Genomic DNA, 18,882 nt, shown 5'->3' with positions numbered 1-18,882 from the left:
TGAAAACTGTAAAAACTAAAAATGGCAGGAGAATGATCCCTTGCCATCTTAAGAACTCGCACATTAAGTATTTATACTCCCTATTTGGATCAAAAATCGTAACCCAATGTGACGTAAGGAATTGGTTTATTCGTAAAACCATTATCGACACCCCAGGCGTAATCGAACTTGGCATAGAACCCAAACAATGTGGTCCTGACACCCGCTCCATAACCCATCAGGTAAGGATTTTTAAAGTTTGTAACCGTTGCCCGAAAGGGATCATCTTCACTACCAATGATCTGGGTGTTAAGGCTGTTGTTTTCGCTAAACGGCCCCTTTCCCGTCCAAGCAGTACCAATATCGCCAAACCCAACGATCTGAAAATTACGCAGGAAGCTGGAAGTAATTGCGCCGCGGTAAAGGTATTTAACCAAAGGAATACGCAACTCCGCATTCAGCAGCATATAACTTGTACCAGATAGACGATTCAGATTGAATCCGCGGAGGTTCGTTGCAAAATCGGCAAAGAAAATGTCCCTGTTGTCCTTCTGAAAATTGAGCGGGTTATCACCGGTACGGGTCTCTTTTTTATTGCCTAACCAGTTTTCCATCCCTCCCAGGATATTTTGTTTCGGCGCTCTTCCTCCCGAATGGCTTGCGGAGGCGCGAACCGCAAGGATCAGGTCGCGGTGTATCTTTTGATAGTGACGAAAATCGAGACTGATGCGGTTAAAGCTCTCATTCCCATTGGTTAACCCCTGATACAGATCGTAACGGATTTTGAAACGGGTCCCTTCCATCATATTCATGCCGTTCACACGTGTATTGTCAAATACATACTCACTTCGCAAACCTCCGTAGCTTGAGGCCAGATCAGGATTTGGCAGGATATAAACATCGATCATGCGGGTCGATGTGAACATAGGCGATACGGAAAAACGGCTTGTCGTCGAGAACGGATAGGAAGCTGTAAACATCAATTGATTGAAGCGGTATTTCTGCGGCGCTCCCTCTGTTTCCACGTATAAAGCCCTGCGGTCAATCCTCATACCAAAATCAATTCGATAGGTGTTGTTCGAATATTCGGCAAATAAGTCGCTATTCCGAAAATTAGACGAAATAAAAAGGCCCGCCTTGATGATATGGTTTTCCAGAAGATCGTTCATCGAAATGGACTGAGCGTAACCAAATCCACGTATCGGATCAATGCGCCAGTCTGAGTTCGCATCATTTGTAATAAATAGCCCTTTGTACGCATATGGGCCTTTAATTGAGATATTTTCCCTGGTGGTTTTTACGCGGGAAAGTGCACTTGGCGTAGTTGGAAAAGAACCCCGATTTCTTTTGGATTCAAAGCTTTTAAGGATGTCCTCGTCAAACTGGTAATTTTCAGTATCAACCTCGCCGTCCTTCAAAACGAGTTTGGGTGCCTCCGCCGGTTTCGTAACATTAACCGAATCCGTTTTCAATACCGCGCCCTTACCATCACCCGAAGTACTAGAAGCAATTGCACTCAGCGAAGGCGTATTCACTGTCGTGTTGATATCGAAACCATTTTTGAAAGCTGCCGTGTAATAGCCGTCATTCAGATAAGTGTACGCCAGCCCCCCACCCGACTTAGTTGTCAAATCTGCATTCCTGATATTCTGGATGTAGTTGGTGATTTGTGAATTGGTGGAAGTAGCACGGTTGTACCTGAAAAGATTATTAACCCCTTTGCTATTGGAAAGATAAACCAGATCATTCCCATCAGCATACACCGGCAATATTTTGGTTTTGCCATCGGCTTGTACAAGCTTCACTATATTTTCGGATCGGGGCGCTCCATCGTGTTCAAAAATAGTGAACGGAGAAGTAATGGATTTGTAACTGCCTTTATCGCCGGTCCCCAGAGAATCCAATGGCCTGTTGGACGAAAACACCAACCTGCGTGACGATCCCTGAACGAACCTCGGTGATAAATCATCATAAAGGTCATTAGTCAATGGTATGGCAGAAGCCCTTGCCACGCTAATCAGGAACAAATCGTTCTGCCCCCCCTTGTCAGCGCTCACTGCCAGCATGGTACCGTCATTGGATACATCCATATCCACAATTTGATCCAGCCCGCGGATGTTACGTTTTAGCTTGATTCTGACCTTTTTAGTGCCCAGATTTTCATACATGTAAAAATTCTTGCGATCATTTTCAGATGCCAGGATAGATAGTGTATTGTTCCTCGACCAGCCCAAAAGTGGCGGCTGTGTTTTTGCACGTCCACCAATAAAATCAAGCTTACCCTGGCGGATTACTTTTTTCGAACCGCTTTCGCTGTCGAACAAATACACTTTGTACCTGCCGTTTTTTATTTCGCTTACGGCTGTAAACTTCTTGTCAGGCGACACTTTAATCACGGCGCTTGCATCGGAAACGCTGAACTCGTTCAGCTTATATTTCCAGGTTGGATTGGGATCGGTGTAAAATTGCTCCGCGTTTTTATTCTGGTTCAGATAATAAGCCCTCCAGTCGCGAAGGAAACGGTTGTAGGATTGGACACCCAAAGTACTCGTGATACTGGTCTGCTCCGTCCTGATGATACGGGTGAGATTGAGAATATCAGAAATTTTATCTTTTCCGTAGCGTTCAGCAATGTAATTCCAGATCGAATGACCAATCAGGGTTGCGTCATTTCCAGTCATCAATGTGGGTTTCCTGACGTTTCTGTTTTTGAAAAAATCACGCATGTAATCATTCAACTCAGGCGACCAGCCTTCCGAAATGTAAGCCGCTGTCCCTGACATGAACCACTCCGGAAGCGTAAGCAGCAATGAGCTCTGCAAAGCTTCTTTCATATTTCCCCCATAAAGCATATCGTAGACAAAAAGGAGGCTGATATCTTTCACCAGTTTCTTCCGGAAGCCGATCTGGTCACCAGTATAGGCGACTTCGACGCGAGATTGGGACAGGTCCAGTTTCTGCTCGTTCAGGTTGTCGAGCGTAGACAACCCCATATTGCTTTGTTCCAATTCGGCAGGGGAATTGTAGAGGAATATCTTTACCCGGCTATATGGCGTCCAACCAAGTATATCCGTGATCTTATCAAATTCACTCTCAGCATATTGAGCAGTTAGTTTCGCTAACGCGGTACCGCCTTGGTAATGATAGATTTCAAAATTGGTGGTTTTGAAAATCTTCCAGCTGAAAGTTTTGTATTGTACCCGGTTTTTTCCAAATGTTTCCTGGGAAGGATAGCGTTGTGCTATTGATTCGGTACATAATCCCAAAACCGCTAAAAGACTGACCGATAAGGTCAACTTGATTATAAATCTATTGCTCATATTACTAAGGCTGACTTCAACGGAAATATAACGAAAAATACCTCTTAATATTAACTAGCGAATCCAATTCTTTGCCCGTTTCCAGATGCTCTGCCAGCTGCTTTGCAAAGAAAGGGGCCAAAGTGACGCCCTTCGTGCCTAAGCCATTAAAGATACCAACGTTATCATATTCAGGGTGCATACCGATCAGCGGCCGCCGGTCTTTCACCGAGGGCCTGATCCCTGCTATTGCCGATCTGACAGAATAAGGCACTTTGATCAATGCTTCCAGCTTGCCGACAAGCTCAGTAGTTGCCTCCTGAGTTGGCTCCCAATCCAAAGGGTCCCAGGAATAAGTTGCCCCCACTTTCATGACATTTGCAGAAAGTGGCAGCATAAAGATCCCCTGGTTAATAATATACGGCTTTACGGGCCTCTCTGTGGCAATTTCCACAATTTGCCCCTTCACAGGGGCAAAAGGAAGCCAGCTGAAAAAGTGGTTTTCCAATGCCATAAAACCCTGGCAGAAAATCACTTTCCGAAATCTGCGCCCGTTCCAAACAATCTGCCCATTTTCCGATTGCAGTTGGCTACTGTCAAACTTTTCGTCTGCAAACTGCTTCTTCTGAGCAAAATATTCTTTACTTTTTTCCAATAAAGCCGGGAGGTCAACCCATCCGGAACGGATAACTTCCAATCCGCCATATGATGCCCTGATGTAAGCCGAAACATCGACTCCGCTTGTCTTATCCGAAACATAGTGTACAACTCCAGGGTCGGCCGTCTGGGCTAGATACGTATTTTGTTCCTCTATGGACCTAAACGGGCGATAAACAGGCAATTCATGAAAAAATTCGGCCTGCAGCCTTTCTTCAAGGCCCTCATAAAATTTTTTCGCATAGGGGAAAAGATCGTCGGCAAGCCAGGTTTTGACCAGCTTTTTACCCGTTAAAGGATTGAAGATGCCCGCCGCTACTTTCGAAGAAGATGGTGCAGAAGAGTCACCTACGATAAAAACCTGCTTGCCTAGATCTTGCAGATGAAAAGCAAGAGAAGTACCTGCAATGCCTTGACCTACAATGAGATAATCAAAATCTATTTCAGTCATAGCTACCTATTGTGAATTTCACCCAGCATATTCATTCCATTCGATCTTTGTTGACTGGATTTCCGATTTCGGGAACAAATAAAGTCAAGCCAGCCTGACAAACAAATGTTCATCCAATATTACACCGTTTTTAACAATCGCTTTTCGGTGAATTGCTTCGAGGTGGTAACCCGATTTTTCGAGCACACGCATGGACGCCGGGTTTGTTTCGAATACGCCTGCATACAAGCGCCTGATGTTCGTATTTTCAAAAATCCAGGATGTCATTTGGGATACTGCCCGCGTCATAATATTGTTTCCCCAGTAAGGTTCGCCCAGCCAATATCCGATTTCGGCATTATAACGATGGATATCTTCCTGTCTTAAAACGCCAATGCCGCCCACAAACGCACCATTCCAGAAAATCGCCCGATGAAAATGATCGAGACCCTGGTTTTTCTTGCAAAAATCTATCCAGTAATGTGCGTCCGATATGGTGTAGGGATATGGGAAATTATCCCTGACTTGCGCTACGATGTGAATATTATTAGCGAGCTCAGCAAGCCTGGCCGCCACTTCCCGCTCGAAAGGCCTTAATGTAACTATCTCATGCATAGTCAAATTCAAACTCCTTCATTCTCAACAAGAAATATCACCATGCTCCGGGCACCGTGCGCTCCGATCACCAGCGATTGTTCAATGTCCGCCGTTTTAGACGGCCCGGCAATGAAACATCCCCAGCCGGTGGTATCCAAAAGGTGGTCATAAGCTTCGTGCATATTGTTAACAATTGCCTTCCTGGGAATCGCGAAGGCGAGATTTTGGGTTATAAACGGCAGCACACGATGCGGAAGGTACGAATCTGAAATCCAGACAGCGCCATTTTCTGCCACCCCAAACTCCGCCTGCAGAATAGCAATTTCAATGGTTTCCAATTCGTGGGGATCAAAAACGTTAAGACTGAAATCGGCCCAGTTGCCCAATGCAGGGATGGTGGTTGCCCTGTTAACGACTTTACCATACAATTCTTCGGCCTTCATTGCCAGTTCGGCAAGGTCTCTGACCACGATTACCTCCGTGTAAATCGCATTCAGAGTCTCGACAAATTTATTTTCCGTATCCTCAAAATGGCTTTTGAAGTGCGTCACGGGGGGTAATGCCGTCTCGGCAGGCTTGTTTTGCCTGATTTTCTGGAGTATGTTATCTCGGGAGCTCATCGTTATTCTTTTCTGTTACGGACATACCAATCTCTGAAACTTTCTTTCGGCGGGTCAGGCATATCCCTTTGCTTATACCAGGGATTCAAGTTGTTATTCACCACAAAAGGCATGGTCCTCATCACCGCCCTTCCAAGTCTGCCCGACCATTGGTAAAACCGGGGTTGGGACAATACAACAGACATCGCCTTTACACCTATTCCTTTGGCCTGTGGCACGTGTCCGCCTTTGGCCAGCACCTGTCTCCATTTATAGAGTTGTTCGTGAATGTCGATTTTAACCGGGCAAACATTGGAACAGCTTCCGCACAACGTACTGGCAAAAGGCAGGTCGGCATATTTGGTCATATCCAGGTTTGGCGCAAGAATTGAACCGATCGGACCTGCCACGGCATTATGGTAACTATGCCCGCCGCTCCTCCGATACACCGGGCAGGTGTTCATGCAGGCACCGCAGCGGATACATTTCAGTGAATTTCTGAAATCTGCCCTTCCCAACTGAGTTGTTCGGCCATTATCTACAATGATAATGTGCATCTCCTGCCCCTCTCTTGGCTTTTTGAAGTGGCTGCTGTAAGTAGTCACTGGCTGTCCGGTAGCGCTTCTCGCAAGCAATCTCAGGAAAACGCCCAGATGCTCCTGTTTAGGGATGATTTTTTCAAAACCCATACAAGCGATATGGATATCAGCCAAATGCGCTCCCATATCCGCATTTCCCTCATTGGTCGCAACTACAAATCCGCCCGTCTCGGCAATCGCAAAATTGACTCCCGTCAAAGCCGCCCGTCTGGTCAGAAACTTATCTCTCAAATGCTGACGGGCTGCCTCTGTAAGATATTGCGGGTCAGTGGCCCCTGCTTCGGTACCTAAATGTTCATGAAAAAGATCGCCGATATCCTTCTTCTTTAAATGGATGGCCGGAAGTACAATGTGGCTGGGCGGCTCGTTTCTCAACTGCACAATCCTTTCGCCCAGATCGGTATCTATTACATCAATGCCGTTCCGTATCAGGAATTCGTTCATGTGACATTCCTCGGTGAGCATAGACTTGCTTTTCACCATTTTGTCAATATGATGCTGCCTGAGCAGTCCCAATACAATTTCGTTGTGTTCGGCAGCATCGGCTGCCCAATGTACATGCACACCATTCTCCCTCGCCTTTTGTTCAAAACTGATCAACAGTTCGTCCAAATGAGATAAAACATACTCCTTTATTCCGGAAGCAGCTTCCCTGAGCTGCTCCCACTCCGGCAGCAGCTTGGACGATTTGTCACGTTTCTGGCGCACAAACCACAACGTCTCGTCATGCCAGTTCACATAAGGCTCGTCTTTGTTGAAAACCTCGGATGCCGCGGCGTGCTCTATTATTGCTTTAGACATAGTTATCTTAACAATTTAGTAATAGTATTTTTTAAAGAATAAGAATTGTACATTTCACATTCATTGTACTATTCCATGTTTGCAATTTGTTTAATAAACAACTTTTTAAAATCCTTTAAAAAGCTATTTTATTGTATTGCAATATGTTATACTTTTGAATCACAAAGTTTTTCGATCGGTGTATCGGAGTCTGGATTAAGTTTATTTTAACTTTTTTTAGACAACATTAAATTAAAACTCCTATGAAAACCAAAAACACGCTTATTATCACTGCCTTAACTGGCTTGTTTCTGTCAGCTGCAGCATTCACATCCAATGCTCAGGCCAACATCGCTACCGCAGATAAAACCGAATCAGCTTCCACTAAACTGAGCGTTCTGCAGGTTAAACCCATGCAATTCCGCGTTTCATATCATAACTCAGCATCCAAAAATGTAATCGTTCGTATTCTGGATACCGACAAGAATGTCCTTTTTTCAGAGAACAAACGTGTTGATACAAACTATTTGAAATATTTCGATTTGTCGACCCTGGTAGATGGTACTTATACCTTTGAAATCACGGATGGCAAAGAGAAAGCTTCACAATCGTTTGATATCTTGACTACAACCAGCCGCGTTGTTTCTTCAATTAACTAAACGACAGGCTCTTCTCAGATTCTGAACCGTAAACTTTGTAAAATGCCGGTGCTCAATGAATGGGTACCGGTATTTGTTTTTTTACGGCACTGTTCAAAATCTCCGCAATATGTTTGACCTGCACCTGGGAGTTGCCTCGTTTCAAAATACCTCCCAAATGCATCAGACAGCTCATATCGGATCCCGTAATGTATTCGGCATGGTGTCTGATGTGATCGGAAACGCGGTCTTTGCCCATTTTAACAGAAACAGCCTCTTCGCTCACACAAAAAGTACCGCCAAACCCGCAGCATTCATCTGTCCGGTCCAGATCTACCAGTTCCAATCCTTTTACTTTTTTCAATAAAGTGAGCGGCTTTGAAAATGGCGCAGCATTAAGCTCCGACATTTGTGCGAGATGGAGCCCACGCTGTCCGTGACAACCCTGATGTAATCCGACACGGTACGGAAATTCGGCTTCAATAGAATCGATTTTCAAAACATCTGTGATAAACTCCACGAGTTCATACACCTTCTTTCGCAGGACTTTGGATTCGTCCGCACGGTTTTCAGCTTTTAAATGATCCTTGATATGCAGCACACAGCTTCCCGATGGAGATACCACGTAATCGCAATCCACAAAAAGATCGAAGAAGAGGTTGTCGCAGGAAGTAGTTAAGTGTTCGAATCCCGAGTTAGCCATGGGTTGTCCGCAGCAGGTCTGGCTGATTGGGAACGTGACCGTACACCCCAGCTTTTCCAGCAATTCCAATGTAGCGATACCTACCTGGGGATAAAACTGGTCCACATAACAGGGGATAAACAATCCGATTTTCAAGTTGGAGTAATTCATTTTACCAAAATTCAATGGTGGCAAGTATAGGATAGTGGTCCGAAACGTGAGGGTAACTCCTGACTACCTTGTAGTTTTTGATACGCACTTTATTGTTGAGTAAAGCAAATATGTAATCCAGCCTGTCGCCCGGCAGTCCTTCGTTCCAGGTCTGTAATTGGGACCCTTGCGCTGCATCTTCCCAGTTCTTCCTAAAAGAAAAATAAGGTTGCTCGTTTGGCCTGGCTCCCATATCCATGCCCAGTAACACAGGCTGGATACTGTTTACAAGCATTTGATTGATGTATGCGGCCTGTAAAGCGCGGTCCATTACCGACGCGTACTCAAGTCTTGAATTACAAAATCTGAACGTCGGCCCCTTTCCTGCTTTTACCAATCCGCATAGCAGCACTTTGGGGTCGGAGCCAGCAGTTCTCGGCAAATCGATCAACTGTGTTTTTTCAAACGGCCACGTGGATAAGATCCCCACACCCTGGGTACCATTTTCAGACCGATCCGCAACCCCGTATACATAGTACATTCCCGTTTGCGCTGCAATTTGCCTCAACTGAAACTGCACCTTACCGTTATCTACCAGGCTATCAACAGCCTGCAATGCAATCAGGTCCGGCTTGTTTTCGCTGATGATCCTTAATATGTCCCGCAGGTTTGGCTCATCAGAAGTATCAAGCCCGTGACGGACGTTAAAGCTCATTACTTTCACTTCCACGGCGCGCCTTGGCTGTGATGCCATCAAGGTGAACGAGATAAAAAAAATGAGTAATAGATAAATTGCTCTGACCAAATCCTTCCAACGCTAATTAAGAATCTTCTTTATTCTTTAAGGGCAAATATCCTGTTCATGAGTACCCATTTTTCTCCTGGTTTTGCGGAGGGTAACGCTTTCTGGTATTTCCACATCAACTGCTCCCATTCCTGCACTTTTGGATTGGAAGCATCCATTTCTGCTTTTGTAGTAAAACTAAAATCGTCCTCTGTCTCCATGATCATGAAGAGACGATCTCCGAGCCGGTATATCTCCATTTGAATGATACCGGCTTCCTTAATACTTTTTTCAATTTCGGGCCTGATCTGTTTGTGATATCCTTCGTATTCCTCAATCATTTGGGGATCGTCCACCAGGTCCACGGCAAGGCAGTATTTTTTCATAACTCAGGAACTATATATCCAGATTGTAAAAGTTGGCTGCATTCCTGCCCATCACATTCTGCATTTCAGAATCTGAAAACATGCTCAGGTAATCGGTTACAATGCCTTTTACGCCTTCATATTGGGCAGCCACCAAACATACAGGCCAGTCCGAACCAAACATCAGGCGATCTGTTCCAAATACTTCGAAAACAACATCCAGATAGGGCCTGAAATCCGCTCTTTCCCAATCCTGCCAGTCAGCCTCAGTTACCATTCCTGACACCTTGCACTGGACATTGGGTAGTTCGGCCAGTAATCGCATATCGTTGGTCCAGGTAACTATCTCGCTCTTTTTAATAAGTGGTTTTGCAATGTGATCCAGTACAAAATGAACATTGGGGAGCCTCACGGCAAAATTGAACGCTTCTTTGAGCTGATTGGGGTAGATGAGGATATCATAAGTAAAACCGAATGCGACCAACTGCCCTACCCCTTTCATAAAGTCCGGCTGCAATAAAAAGCCCTCGGGTTGACCCTGTGCTACGTGCCGAAAGCCTTTCAGTTTCTCAAACTGGGAATATCGCTCAAGCTTTGCATATAAATCCGGCGAACGGAGGTCTACCCAGCCAACAACGCCCTTTATAAAATCATTTGCCTCAGCCAGTTGCAGCAAAAATTCAGTTTCCGAGTCAGATTGGTCGGCCTGTACGGCAACGCAACCGTCGATACCATTGGATTTCAACACCGGTTTTAAATCTTCCGGCAGAAAATTTTTCCTGATCGCCGACATTTCCGGCGTTATCCACGAATCGCGCTCCTCGTCGAATATCCAAAAGTGTTGATGGCTGTCGATCGTCATAGTGGTTTCCAGGCTATAGCTTCTTGTTTTTGCGAACCTAATTTCTCAATCCCCAATTCGACCACATCACCTGGCTTCAGGTAAACAGGCGGCTTCATCCCAAGCCCCACACCGGCGGGTGTACCGGTAGTGATCACGTCCCCCGGAAGCAAAGTCATAAACTGGCTCAGGTAACTTACCAGAAAGGGCACCTGGAAAATCATATCGGACGTATTGCTATCCTGTATTTTTGCCCCATTCAGTATGAGCCACAAGTTGAGGTTATTAGCATTGCCAACTTCATCGGGTGTTACCAGATAAGGCCCCAGCGGAGCAAACGTATCATTGCTTTTGCCCTTGACCCATTGCCCGCCCCGCTCCATTTGATAGGCTCGCTCCGAGTAATCATTATGTACTGCATATCCCGCCACGTAATCCAATGCATCCGCTTCTTCCACGTAGCTTGTTTTCTTACCAATGATCACCGCCAGCTCCACTTCCCAATCTGTCTTCTCGGAGCCTCTTGGGATAATGACCTGATCAAACGGCCCGCACAAAGCCGAAGTCGACTTGAAGAAAATAATAGGCTCCTTCGGTAATTCGGTAGCACCCGATTCATATGCGTGCTTTGCATAGTTCATACCAATGCATACGATCTTGGAAGGACGGGCAATGCAGGATCCATATCGGAACCCTTCCGTCACCTGGGGACAAGAAGCAGAATTTGAATCGAGCCATTCGCTCAAACGGGTTAAACCGTCGGTTACGAAGAACTTTTCATTAAAATCTTCACCAAAAGCAGACACATCCAGTTTTGTACCGTCGGGAAGTTCAACACCAGGTTTTTCCTGTTCAAATGCACCAAATCGAAAAAGTTTCATAGGGTAATAGCTGTAAGCTTTTAGCGGTTAGCTTTTTGTATATATAAATTGTTTCAATTGTTCAGTTTCTCAAATCCACCGTCAATCAGGTAATCGCAGCCTGTAATGAAGCCTGCTTCGTCAGAGCACAAGTAAAGTGCCAATGCACCAATTTCTTCCGGTTTCGCCATTCTTCCGATGGGTTGGGTTTTAGAAAGCTTTTCAAACATTTCTTCTTCCCTGCCCGGATAGGTTTTTGAAATAAAACCATCCACAAATGGCGTATGTACCCTTGCCGGAGAAATGCTGTTACAGCGGATACCTTCAGCCAGGTAATCCCTTGCTACCGAAAGGGTCATCGCGTAAACTGCCCCTTTTGTAGTTGAATAAGCGAAGCGGTCAGGTATTCCTACTGTCGCGGCAATAGATGCCATATTTAAAATAACACCGCCGCCATTGGTTTTGAGGTGCGGGATAGTCGCCATCAGGCAATTGTAAACACCCTTCACATTAATGTTGATCACGCGGTCGAAATCAATTTCTGCGGTGGTATCTGCCTTTCCAATATGTGCCACGCCTGCGTTGTTGACCAAAATGTTGATCGGATGGGCAGTTGCGATTGCGTTTACAATATTTACGACGTCTGCCTGCTTGGATATATCCAGCGCGTGCGCCTCGGCCTGACCGCCCTCGGCCACAATTTCGCCAACAACCTGATTGGCAAGATCAATATTCAGTTCGAGAATATGTACGTATGCTCCCTGCTTTGCAAAGGTTTTGGAAATGGCCAACCCAATTCCACTTGCTCCGCCTGTTACAAGCGCGGTTTTACCAGTTAAATCAAACATCTACTATATCAATATGATTGTCTAAAATCTTTCAGTTCTGAAGTCCGGGGCAAATGATCGCAGCGCCTCCGGCCTACAAGGAAACTCCTCTTTTCCAGGGGATGAAATCATCTTGTCCCAGTTGCTGCGCCTTGGTAAGTTCGCCGCTGGCCACTCTGATTACATATTCGAGCAGTGCCTCCGCATTTTGTTCTATACTTTGCGTCCCGTCCACAACCGGCCCGCAATCGAAATCGATTACATCAGGCATTCTTTTGGCAAGTGTTGTATTGGTCGCCACTTTTGCGACCGGGCAAATCGGGTTTCCCGTTGGCGTTCCCAAACCAGTAGTAAAAAGGATCACATTTGCTCCTGCGGCTGTCTGTCCGGTAGTTGCCTCCACATCGTTGCCGGGCGTGCACACCAATTGCAAACCAGAATCCGTCGCTCTTTCAGTATAGTTCAAAACGTCGGAAATGTAGGCATTACCTCCCTTTTTGGCAGCTCCGGCCGATTTTATTGCGTCTGTGATAAGACCATCTTTGATATTTCCCGGAGAAGGATTGAATGCAAATGCAGAACCCACTGCCTCTGCCTTACCGGCATAATCCCGCATCAGTTTTTCGAATTTTGCGGCTTTTTCTTCGGTCACACAACGGTTCAGCAGCTCTTGCTCAACACCATTCAGCTCCGGAAATTCGGCAAGCAGTGTCTGCCCGCCTAAGCCTACGACCAGATCAGACAAATGCCCCAAAACAGGATTGGCAGAAATCCCCGAAAATCCATCCGAGCCACCGCATTTCAAGCCTACCGACAATTTGGATAATGGCGCATCCGACCTTTCAAATTCATTGATCTTAGTCAGACCCATAAATGTTTCTTTGATTGCCCCGGACATCAGCGAGTACTCAGTTCCTTTTTGATGCTCAAAAGCAAAAAAGGGCTTATTAAAATGCGGGTCTCTTTTTTTGATTTCGTCCTCTAGTGTTTTCAACTCTGAATTCTGGCAACCAAGACTCAGGACAGTGATCCCAGCTACATTCGGATGGACCGCGTAAGCTGCAAAAAGCGCGCACAATGTATTGGCGTCATTTCGGGTACCGCCACATCCGCCCTCATGCGTCAAAAACTTGATTCCGTCCACATTAGCAAACGGACGTTTAGGCTTCCTGACCTCTACCGGCGATTCAGTAAACGGTTCCAGGCTTTTGATCCTACGCATATCGCCCGCCTGGTATAAATGCAAAAACTCTCTGACCTGCTCGCGGTACATATCCGTCTGCGCGTAGCCCAGTTCCCGCTCAAAAGCGTCCTTCATGATCAGCACATTGCGGTTTTCACAAAAGACAAGCGGAAGTACCAGCCAGTAATTGTAAGTTCCTACCCGACCATCTTCACGATGATATCCTTTAAATGTCCTGTTTGCCCATTTTGTGACATCCGGCTGGACATAGGTATACGGCTGACGATTTGCTGTACTGTATTCGTGCGCGTCGTGTTTAAGATTGAAAGTAGTAATGGGCTCTCCTTTTTTGATCGGCTGCGTAGCCCGGCCCACCAAGACACCATACATAATGATCGCGCCGCCGGTTTCAATATCTTCGGTAACAAACTTATGCTTTGCTGAAACCCCATATTGCAGGCCGTAGTGAGCCCCATCCAGGGAAGCTTCCGCTCCGGCCGGTATATCCCGGAGGGCAACAATCACATTGTCAGAAGGGTGTACTTTTAAAAGCTGTGAAGCCATAATTTAACGCAATTAATACAGTGCTATCGTGGTGAATCGGATTGTAACTTATTAACAAAACAACATAAATATTTCAATACCTCGGATCATTATTGTAGCAAATTTTTCAACTATATTGGCATATATTTCCGTTTAATAGTTCAAAAGTGTAATTATTTGTGAAACCCCAACTCCTCAAAGTCCCTAAAGGCTTACAAAAATCTTTCAGCATCCGGCGGGACGTGGTACTTTATTTTTACAATCGCTGGCATTATCACCCTGAGTTAGAGCTCATTCATATCGAGCAGGGCTCAGGGACACAGTTTGTCGGGGACAATATCCAGAACTTTCAAAGCGGCGACCTCCTTCTGATAGGGCCAAACCTTCCCCACTACTGGCGTTGCGACGAAAAATACTTTCACAGGGAAAGTAATCTGTATGCCCAGGCTACTGTTGTTCATTTTTCGGAAGATTTGCTTGGGAAAACATTTCTGGACCTCCCCGAGAACAAGGCGATCAGCGAACTGCTTCTTAAAGCGAGACTGGGTATGAAAATCTCGGGTAAAGGAACTGAAGACGTTAAAACACTTCTGAAAGATTTATTGAATCAGACCAGTGGCAACAAGATCATTTCTTTATTGCAGATACTGGAATCACTGGCGCATTGTACGGATATCAAACTGCTATCTAATACGCATTACCTGCACGAATTTGACCAGTTTGACACCGACCGGCTAAACCATATTTACCAATATTCGGTCAGCCACTTTCAAAAGAAGATATCCATTGAGGAAATTTCGGAAGTAGCAAACATCAGTCCGCATTCCTTTTGCCGGTATTTCAAAAGCCGCAGCCGCAAGACTTATTCCCAGTTTCTGCTGGAACTCCGCATTGGGCATGCCTGCAAATTGTTGTCGGAAAGCCACTTACCTGTAGCCCAGGTTTGTTATGAAAGTGGTTTCAATAATTTTGCCAATTTCAATAAATATTTCAAAATACATACCGGAAAAAGTCCGCTACAGTACCAAAAAGAGTTCCGTAAAATACCCATAACCAACCACTTGTCTACAATTCAATCTGCAATATGAGAGCTAACATCGTCGATGTTTTTAATAAGACCATCCGGGAAGCAGCGCTTCATATTTCGGGAAAAATAATCAGTCAGGTGGAGGACTTCGGACCTGAAAACCCCACTCTGTCTTATATCCTGCCGGGATTTGTCGACGCGCATGTTCATATTGAAAGTTCAATGCTGACGCCATCCCAGTTTGCCCGGATCGCGGTGGCGCATGGAACAGTGGCGACGGTCTCCGATCCACATGAGATTGCAAACGTGTTAGGAGTTGACGGGGTCAGATTCATGATCGAAGACGGCAAGCGGGTGCCCTTTAAATTTTGCTTCGGCGCTCCTTCCTGTGTGCCGGCCACTGTTTTCGAAACAGCCGGTGCCGTTATTGATGCCGAACAGGTGGGTCGCCTGCTCGCAATGGAGGATGTTGGCTACCTTGCCGAGGTGATGAATTTTCCGGGCGTATTGCAAGGCGATCCTGATATGATGGCCAAGATCGATTGGGCAAAGCACTATAATAAGGTTATTGACGGCCACGCACCCGGTCTTCGTGGGGAGGCTGCCAAACAATATGCAGGGAACGGGATTTCGACAGACCACGAGTGTTTCACATACGACGAAGCCAGGGAAAAAATAGGATATGGTGTCAAAATTCTGATCCGCGAGGGAAGCGCAGCACGCAACTTCGATGCTTTAATTCCTTTGATCTCCGAATTTCCGGGACAAATCATGTTTTGCTCGGACGACAAACACCCCGACAGCTTGATTAAAGGGCATATAAATGTTTTGGCAAAACGTGCATTGACGCTGGGATACGATATCTGGAACATTTTGCTGGCTGCCTGTATCAATCCGGTGCTCCATTACAAACTGCCGGTGGGGTTGCTTCGGGAAAATGACGCCGCCGATTTTATTTGTGTCGATAACCTATTGGAGCTTAACATCCTGCAAACCTGGCTTAATGGAGAATTGGTTTCAGAAAATGGCATTTCAAGGCTCCCCGATTTGCATAGCCCCCATCCCAATCAGTTTGATTGTAAAGCAAAAACAGCCGCTGACTTTGAATGCGCCGGCAAAAAAGATTCGACTGAAATAAGGGTGATCGAAGCTTTGGAAGGTCAATTAGTCACCCGGCAACTGAGCTGGAAGGCAAAGAAAGAAGGACAGGTACTGGTTTCCGATGTTGACAATGATATCCTCAAGATTGTCGTCCTCAGTCGCTACGCGGACACCGCCCCATCCATTGCATTCATAAAAAACTTTGGCTTAAAAGAGGGTGCCATCGCTTCGTCGGTTGCACATGACTCTCACAATATAATATGCGTTGGCTGTGACGATGCAAGTATAGCGAAGGCTGTCAATTTGATTATCGGTGCGAAAGGCGGAGTTTCTGCCGTGGGCCCGGTTGAAAGCCATTTGTTACCACTTCCCATTGCGGGATTAATGAGCGATTTGGACGGATATCAGGTAGCTGATCGGTATACAACCATCGACAGATTTGTGAAAGATCAATTAAAATCCACGTTGCAGTCACCATTTATGACTTTGTCGTTCATGGCATTACTGGTGATACCATCCTTAAAACTGAGCGACAAGGGCCTTTTTGATGGAGAAAAGTTTCAATTTATCCCATTAAGTATTTAATTAGTTACATAATTTTACGAATAGCATCATTAAACTTTGAAATATAATTTTCTAATGAAAATATTTTTTTAATATGTTTTTTTATAAATATATTTACAAGTGTTATAATGACCCTTATTAATATCAATTTCCTAACCCCAATCAAAATCCTTTCCAAACAATGGCTCACCTACGCTACAAGCAAGAAGAAGAACTCTGTTTTTGGGATCAGTTCAGAAAAGGCGATGAAAATGCCTATGCATGCCTTTACCGCTCTTACGTTCACATTCTTTACCAGTACTGTTCGCAATTCACGATTGACAAACCATTGATTAAGGACTGCATCCACGACTTATTTGTGGAACTCTGGAGAAACCGAATGACGCTGGGTGACACCACTTCCGTTCGGTTTTATCTTATGGCCTCAATCAAGAGAAAACTGGTTCGCCATTTGAATGCGCAGCAAAAGCACACTAGTAATGAAGATATACCGGTCGAATACTGGCACATCAACACCCCTTCCCACGAAAATCACCTGATTTCGGAAGAAGAATTCGAATCAACTAACCAGCATCTGAACGTAGCGATCAACGGACTTCCGCGCCGTCAGCGCGAAGCCATTTTCTTGAAATTTTACATGAACCTGAACAATCATGAAATCGCTGATCTCATGAAAATCAACATTCAGTCGGTTTACAACCTTGTTTTTGGCGCATTAGGTAACCTGAAAAAGCAAATGACCCTGGACAGACTTACTTTCTGAAAATCTGTCTGTTTTAAAATACGAGTGCAAGCGTGGCGAACTATGCCGCGCTTTTTTTGTGTTAAAAAAATAATCACAACAAACTAAATGGAATGACACTGATAACAACTCCCCTGGCTGAACGTCTTCGTCCCAAAACACTAGACGATTTTGTAGGTCAGGAAAAGTTATTGGGGCCTAAAGGCCCGCTTCGCAGAGCCATCCTGCAAAATACAATTCCCTCCATGATCTTATGGGGGCCGCCGGGCGTTGGAAAAACCACCCTCGCTTTATTGATCGCCGAAACTACTAAGAGGCAATTCTACAACCTGAGCGCCATAAGCTCCGGCGTGAAAGACTTGCGCGAAGTGCTGTCCCGGCCTTCCGGATTATTTCCGGCAATATTGTTCATTGATGAAATTCACCGGTATAACAAAAGTCAGCAGGATTCTCTTCTGGGTGCTGTGGAAAAAGGCCAGGTAACGCTCATTGGCGCGACTACGGAAAACCCTTCCTTTGAAGTCAATTCGGCCCTTTTGTCGCGCTGCCAGGTCTATATTCTGGAAGCTTTTGGTGAAAAGGAGCTCAAAGACCTGATTGCCCGTGCCGTTGAAAAAGACCAGTGGCTAAAAGAAAAGAACATCAAATTCAAATCCTATGATGCGCTGATGCGGCTCTCGGGTGGCGATGGCCGCAAGCTGCTTAACCTTCTGGAATTGGCAGTTTTGGGGAAAGGAGAAGCAAAAAAGATCGAGATTACTGATGAATGGGTTACCGAAGTTGCGCAGCAAAATATTGCACGGTATGATAAGTCTGGAGAGCAGCACTACGACATTATCTCGGCTTTCATCAAATCGTTAAGAGGAAGCGACCCCAATGCTGCAGTGTATTGGATGGCACGTATGATTGTAGCCGGAGAAGATCCGGCTTTCATTGCCCGTCGCATGCTGATTATGGCTTCAGAAGATATCGGCAATGCTAATCCAACTGCCATGATCATGGCCAATGCCTGTATGCAGGCTGTCAACGTAATCGGCTATCCCGAATGCAGGATCATTCTGTCACAAGTAGCCATTTACCTGGCCACTTCGCCTAAAAGCAACGCAAGCTATATGGCAATCAGTAATGCCATGGAAGCCGCCAAAAATACTGCTCACCTTCCGGTGCCGCTGCACCTGCGGAACGCGCCCACAAAGCTGATGAAGCAGATCGGATACGGCAAAGACTATAAATATTCACACGATTTTGAAGGAAATTTCGCTAAGCAGAATTTTATGCCGGACGAAATCAGGGGAAGCAGGTTTTTCGAACCGGGGCTGAATGCCAGAGAGGAAGAAATCCGAAAAAAACTACAGTCCTGGTGGGGCGACTGGTATGGCTATTGATCGCCCTGCTCCTTTAGCTTCTTCTGGAACTGCGCATACGAAAGATCTGGCTTACCCGACTTCTTCCTTGGTTGCTTCTGCCACTCAGCAGACAGCCTCCCAGCCAGTTTTTCGATATTTTTCGCCGTTTCCTTCTCCCCTATCATTTGGGAAAGTGCTTTCTCACGGGCATCCTGGTCTTCAGGCAAGGATGCATCCTGCCCCTGCTCTTTCCCTTTTTCATTTTTGATGGCTCCTTTCATAACTTATC

Annotated in this window: 18 protein-coding genes; 5 read left to right on the top strand and 13 right to left on the bottom strand. The window is 45.6% G+C overall.

The window, feature by feature from the left end; translation table 11 throughout:
• Positions 1-89: 89 nt before the first annotated feature.
• From AC1XUF_RS26985 to AC1XUF_RS26965, 5 genes are all read right to left on the bottom strand, one after another.
• A complete protein-coding gene (locus AC1XUF_RS26985; RefSeq protein ID WP_483344973.1) occupies positions 90-3,299 on the bottom strand; it encodes a hypothetical protein in 3,210 nt (1,069 codons plus the stop codon).
• 16 nt (positions 3,300-3,315) lie between these two features.
• A complete protein-coding gene (locus AC1XUF_RS26980) occupies positions 3,316-4,386 on the bottom strand; it encodes an NAD(P)/FAD-dependent oxidoreductase (RefSeq protein WP_483344972.1) in 1,071 nt (356 codons plus the stop codon).
• Between the two features lie 84 nt (positions 4,387-4,470).
• Positions 4,471-4,980, bottom strand: coding sequence for a GNAT family N-acetyltransferase (locus AC1XUF_RS26975; protein ID WP_483344971.1), 510 nt, complete (start codon positions 4,978-4,980; stop codon positions 4,471-4,473).
• A gap of 8 nt (positions 4,981-4,988) precedes the next feature.
• On the bottom strand, positions 4,989-5,582 hold the full coding sequence (locus AC1XUF_RS26970) for a LutC/YkgG family protein (protein WP_483344970.1): 594 nt from the start codon (positions 5,580-5,582) through the stop codon (positions 4,989-4,991).
• A 2-nt stretch (positions 5,583-5,584) separates the two neighbouring features.
• On the bottom strand, positions 5,585-6,961 hold the full coding sequence (locus AC1XUF_RS26965) for a lactate utilization protein B (protein WP_483344969.1): 1,377 nt from the start codon (positions 6,959-6,961) through the stop codon (positions 5,585-5,587).
• Positions 6,962-7,203: 242 nt separating this feature from the next.
• On the opposite strand from AC1XUF_RS26965, the gene AC1XUF_RS26960 reads away from it, so the two are divergent.
• Positions 7,204-7,599 (top strand): hypothetical protein, encoded by a 396-nt coding sequence (locus AC1XUF_RS26960; protein ID WP_483344968.1) that lies wholly within the window; start codon positions 7,204-7,206, stop codon positions 7,597-7,599.
• Positions 7,600-7,651: 52 nt separating this feature from the next.
• On the opposite strand, the gene AC1XUF_RS26955 is transcribed toward AC1XUF_RS26960, so the two are convergent.
• The 7 genes from AC1XUF_RS26955 to AC1XUF_RS26925 form a co-directional block, all read right to left on the bottom strand.
• Positions 7,652-8,431 (bottom strand): (Fe-S)-binding protein, encoded by a 780-nt coding sequence (locus tag AC1XUF_RS26955; RefSeq protein ID WP_483344967.1) that lies wholly within the window; start codon positions 8,429-8,431, stop codon positions 7,652-7,654.
• 1 nt (position 8,432) lies between these two features.
• Entirely contained in the window at positions 8,433-9,164 is a 732-nt protein-coding gene (locus AC1XUF_RS26950; protein ID WP_483344966.1) for an endonuclease/exonuclease/phosphatase family protein, read from the bottom strand.
• A gap of 80 nt (positions 9,165-9,244) precedes the next feature.
• On the bottom strand, positions 9,245-9,580 hold the full coding sequence (locus tag AC1XUF_RS26945) for an L-rhamnose mutarotase (RefSeq protein WP_483344965.1): 336 nt from the start codon (positions 9,578-9,580) through the stop codon (positions 9,245-9,247).
• A gap of 10 nt (positions 9,581-9,590) precedes the next feature.
• On the bottom strand, positions 9,591-10,421 hold the full coding sequence (locus AC1XUF_RS26940; RefSeq protein WP_483344964.1) for an amidohydrolase family protein: 831 nt from the start codon (positions 10,419-10,421) through the stop codon (positions 9,591-9,593).
• Complete coding sequence (locus AC1XUF_RS26935; protein WP_483344963.1) at positions 10,418-11,281, bottom strand: fumarylacetoacetate hydrolase family protein; 864 nt, start codon at positions 11,279-11,281, stop codon at positions 10,418-10,420. The genes AC1XUF_RS26940 and AC1XUF_RS26935 overlap by 4 nt, the downstream gene beginning before the upstream one ends.
• Before the next feature lie 53 nt (positions 11,282-11,334).
• The gene (locus tag AC1XUF_RS26930) at positions 11,335-12,108 is read right to left on the bottom strand and encodes an SDR family NAD(P)-dependent oxidoreductase (protein WP_483344962.1); all 774 of its coding nucleotides are present in this window, start codon (positions 12,106-12,108) and stop codon (positions 11,335-11,337) included.
• A gap of 73 nt (positions 12,109-12,181) precedes the next feature.
• Positions 12,182-13,834 carry a UxaA family hydrolase gene (locus tag AC1XUF_RS26925; RefSeq protein ID WP_483344961.1) on the bottom strand — a complete coding sequence of 551 codons (1,653 nt, stop codon included), beginning with the start codon at positions 13,832-13,834 and terminating at the stop codon, positions 12,182-12,184.
• A 158-nt stretch (positions 13,835-13,992) separates the two neighbouring features.
• Between AC1XUF_RS26925 and AC1XUF_RS26920 the strand changes: the two genes are divergently transcribed.
• From AC1XUF_RS26920 to AC1XUF_RS26905, 4 genes are all read left to right on the top strand, one after another.
• Positions 13,993-14,901: an AraC family transcriptional regulator gene (locus AC1XUF_RS26920; protein ID WP_483344960.1), complete on the top strand. Its 909-nt coding sequence runs from the start codon at positions 13,993-13,995 to the stop codon at positions 14,899-14,901.
• On the top strand, positions 14,898-16,526 hold the full coding sequence (gene ade, locus AC1XUF_RS26915) for an adenine deaminase (RefSeq protein WP_483344959.1): 1,629 nt from the start codon (positions 14,898-14,900) through the stop codon (positions 16,524-16,526). The genes AC1XUF_RS26920 and ade overlap by 4 nt, the downstream gene beginning before the upstream one ends.
• Positions 16,527-16,686: 160 nt before the next feature.
• Entirely contained in the window at positions 16,687-17,268 is a 582-nt protein-coding gene (locus AC1XUF_RS26910) for an RNA polymerase sigma factor (protein ID WP_015815162.1), read from the top strand.
• A 92-nt stretch (positions 17,269-17,360) separates the two neighbouring features.
• Complete coding sequence (locus AC1XUF_RS26905; protein ID WP_483344958.1) at positions 17,361-18,632, top strand: replication-associated recombination protein A; 1,272 nt, start codon at positions 17,361-17,363, stop codon at positions 18,630-18,632.
• On the opposite strand, the gene AC1XUF_RS26900 is transcribed toward AC1XUF_RS26905, so the two are convergent.
• Entirely contained in the window at positions 18,626-18,874 is a 249-nt protein-coding gene (locus tag AC1XUF_RS26900) for a hypothetical protein (protein WP_483344957.1), read from the bottom strand. The two genes, AC1XUF_RS26905 and AC1XUF_RS26900, sit on opposite strands and share 7 nt — an antisense overlap.
• Positions 18,875-18,882: the final 8 nt, after the last annotated feature.

Source organism: Dyadobacter sp. HNCC25DJ185 (genome assembly GCF_056895195.1).
This window is presented reverse-complemented; position numbering and strand designations above follow the sequence as displayed.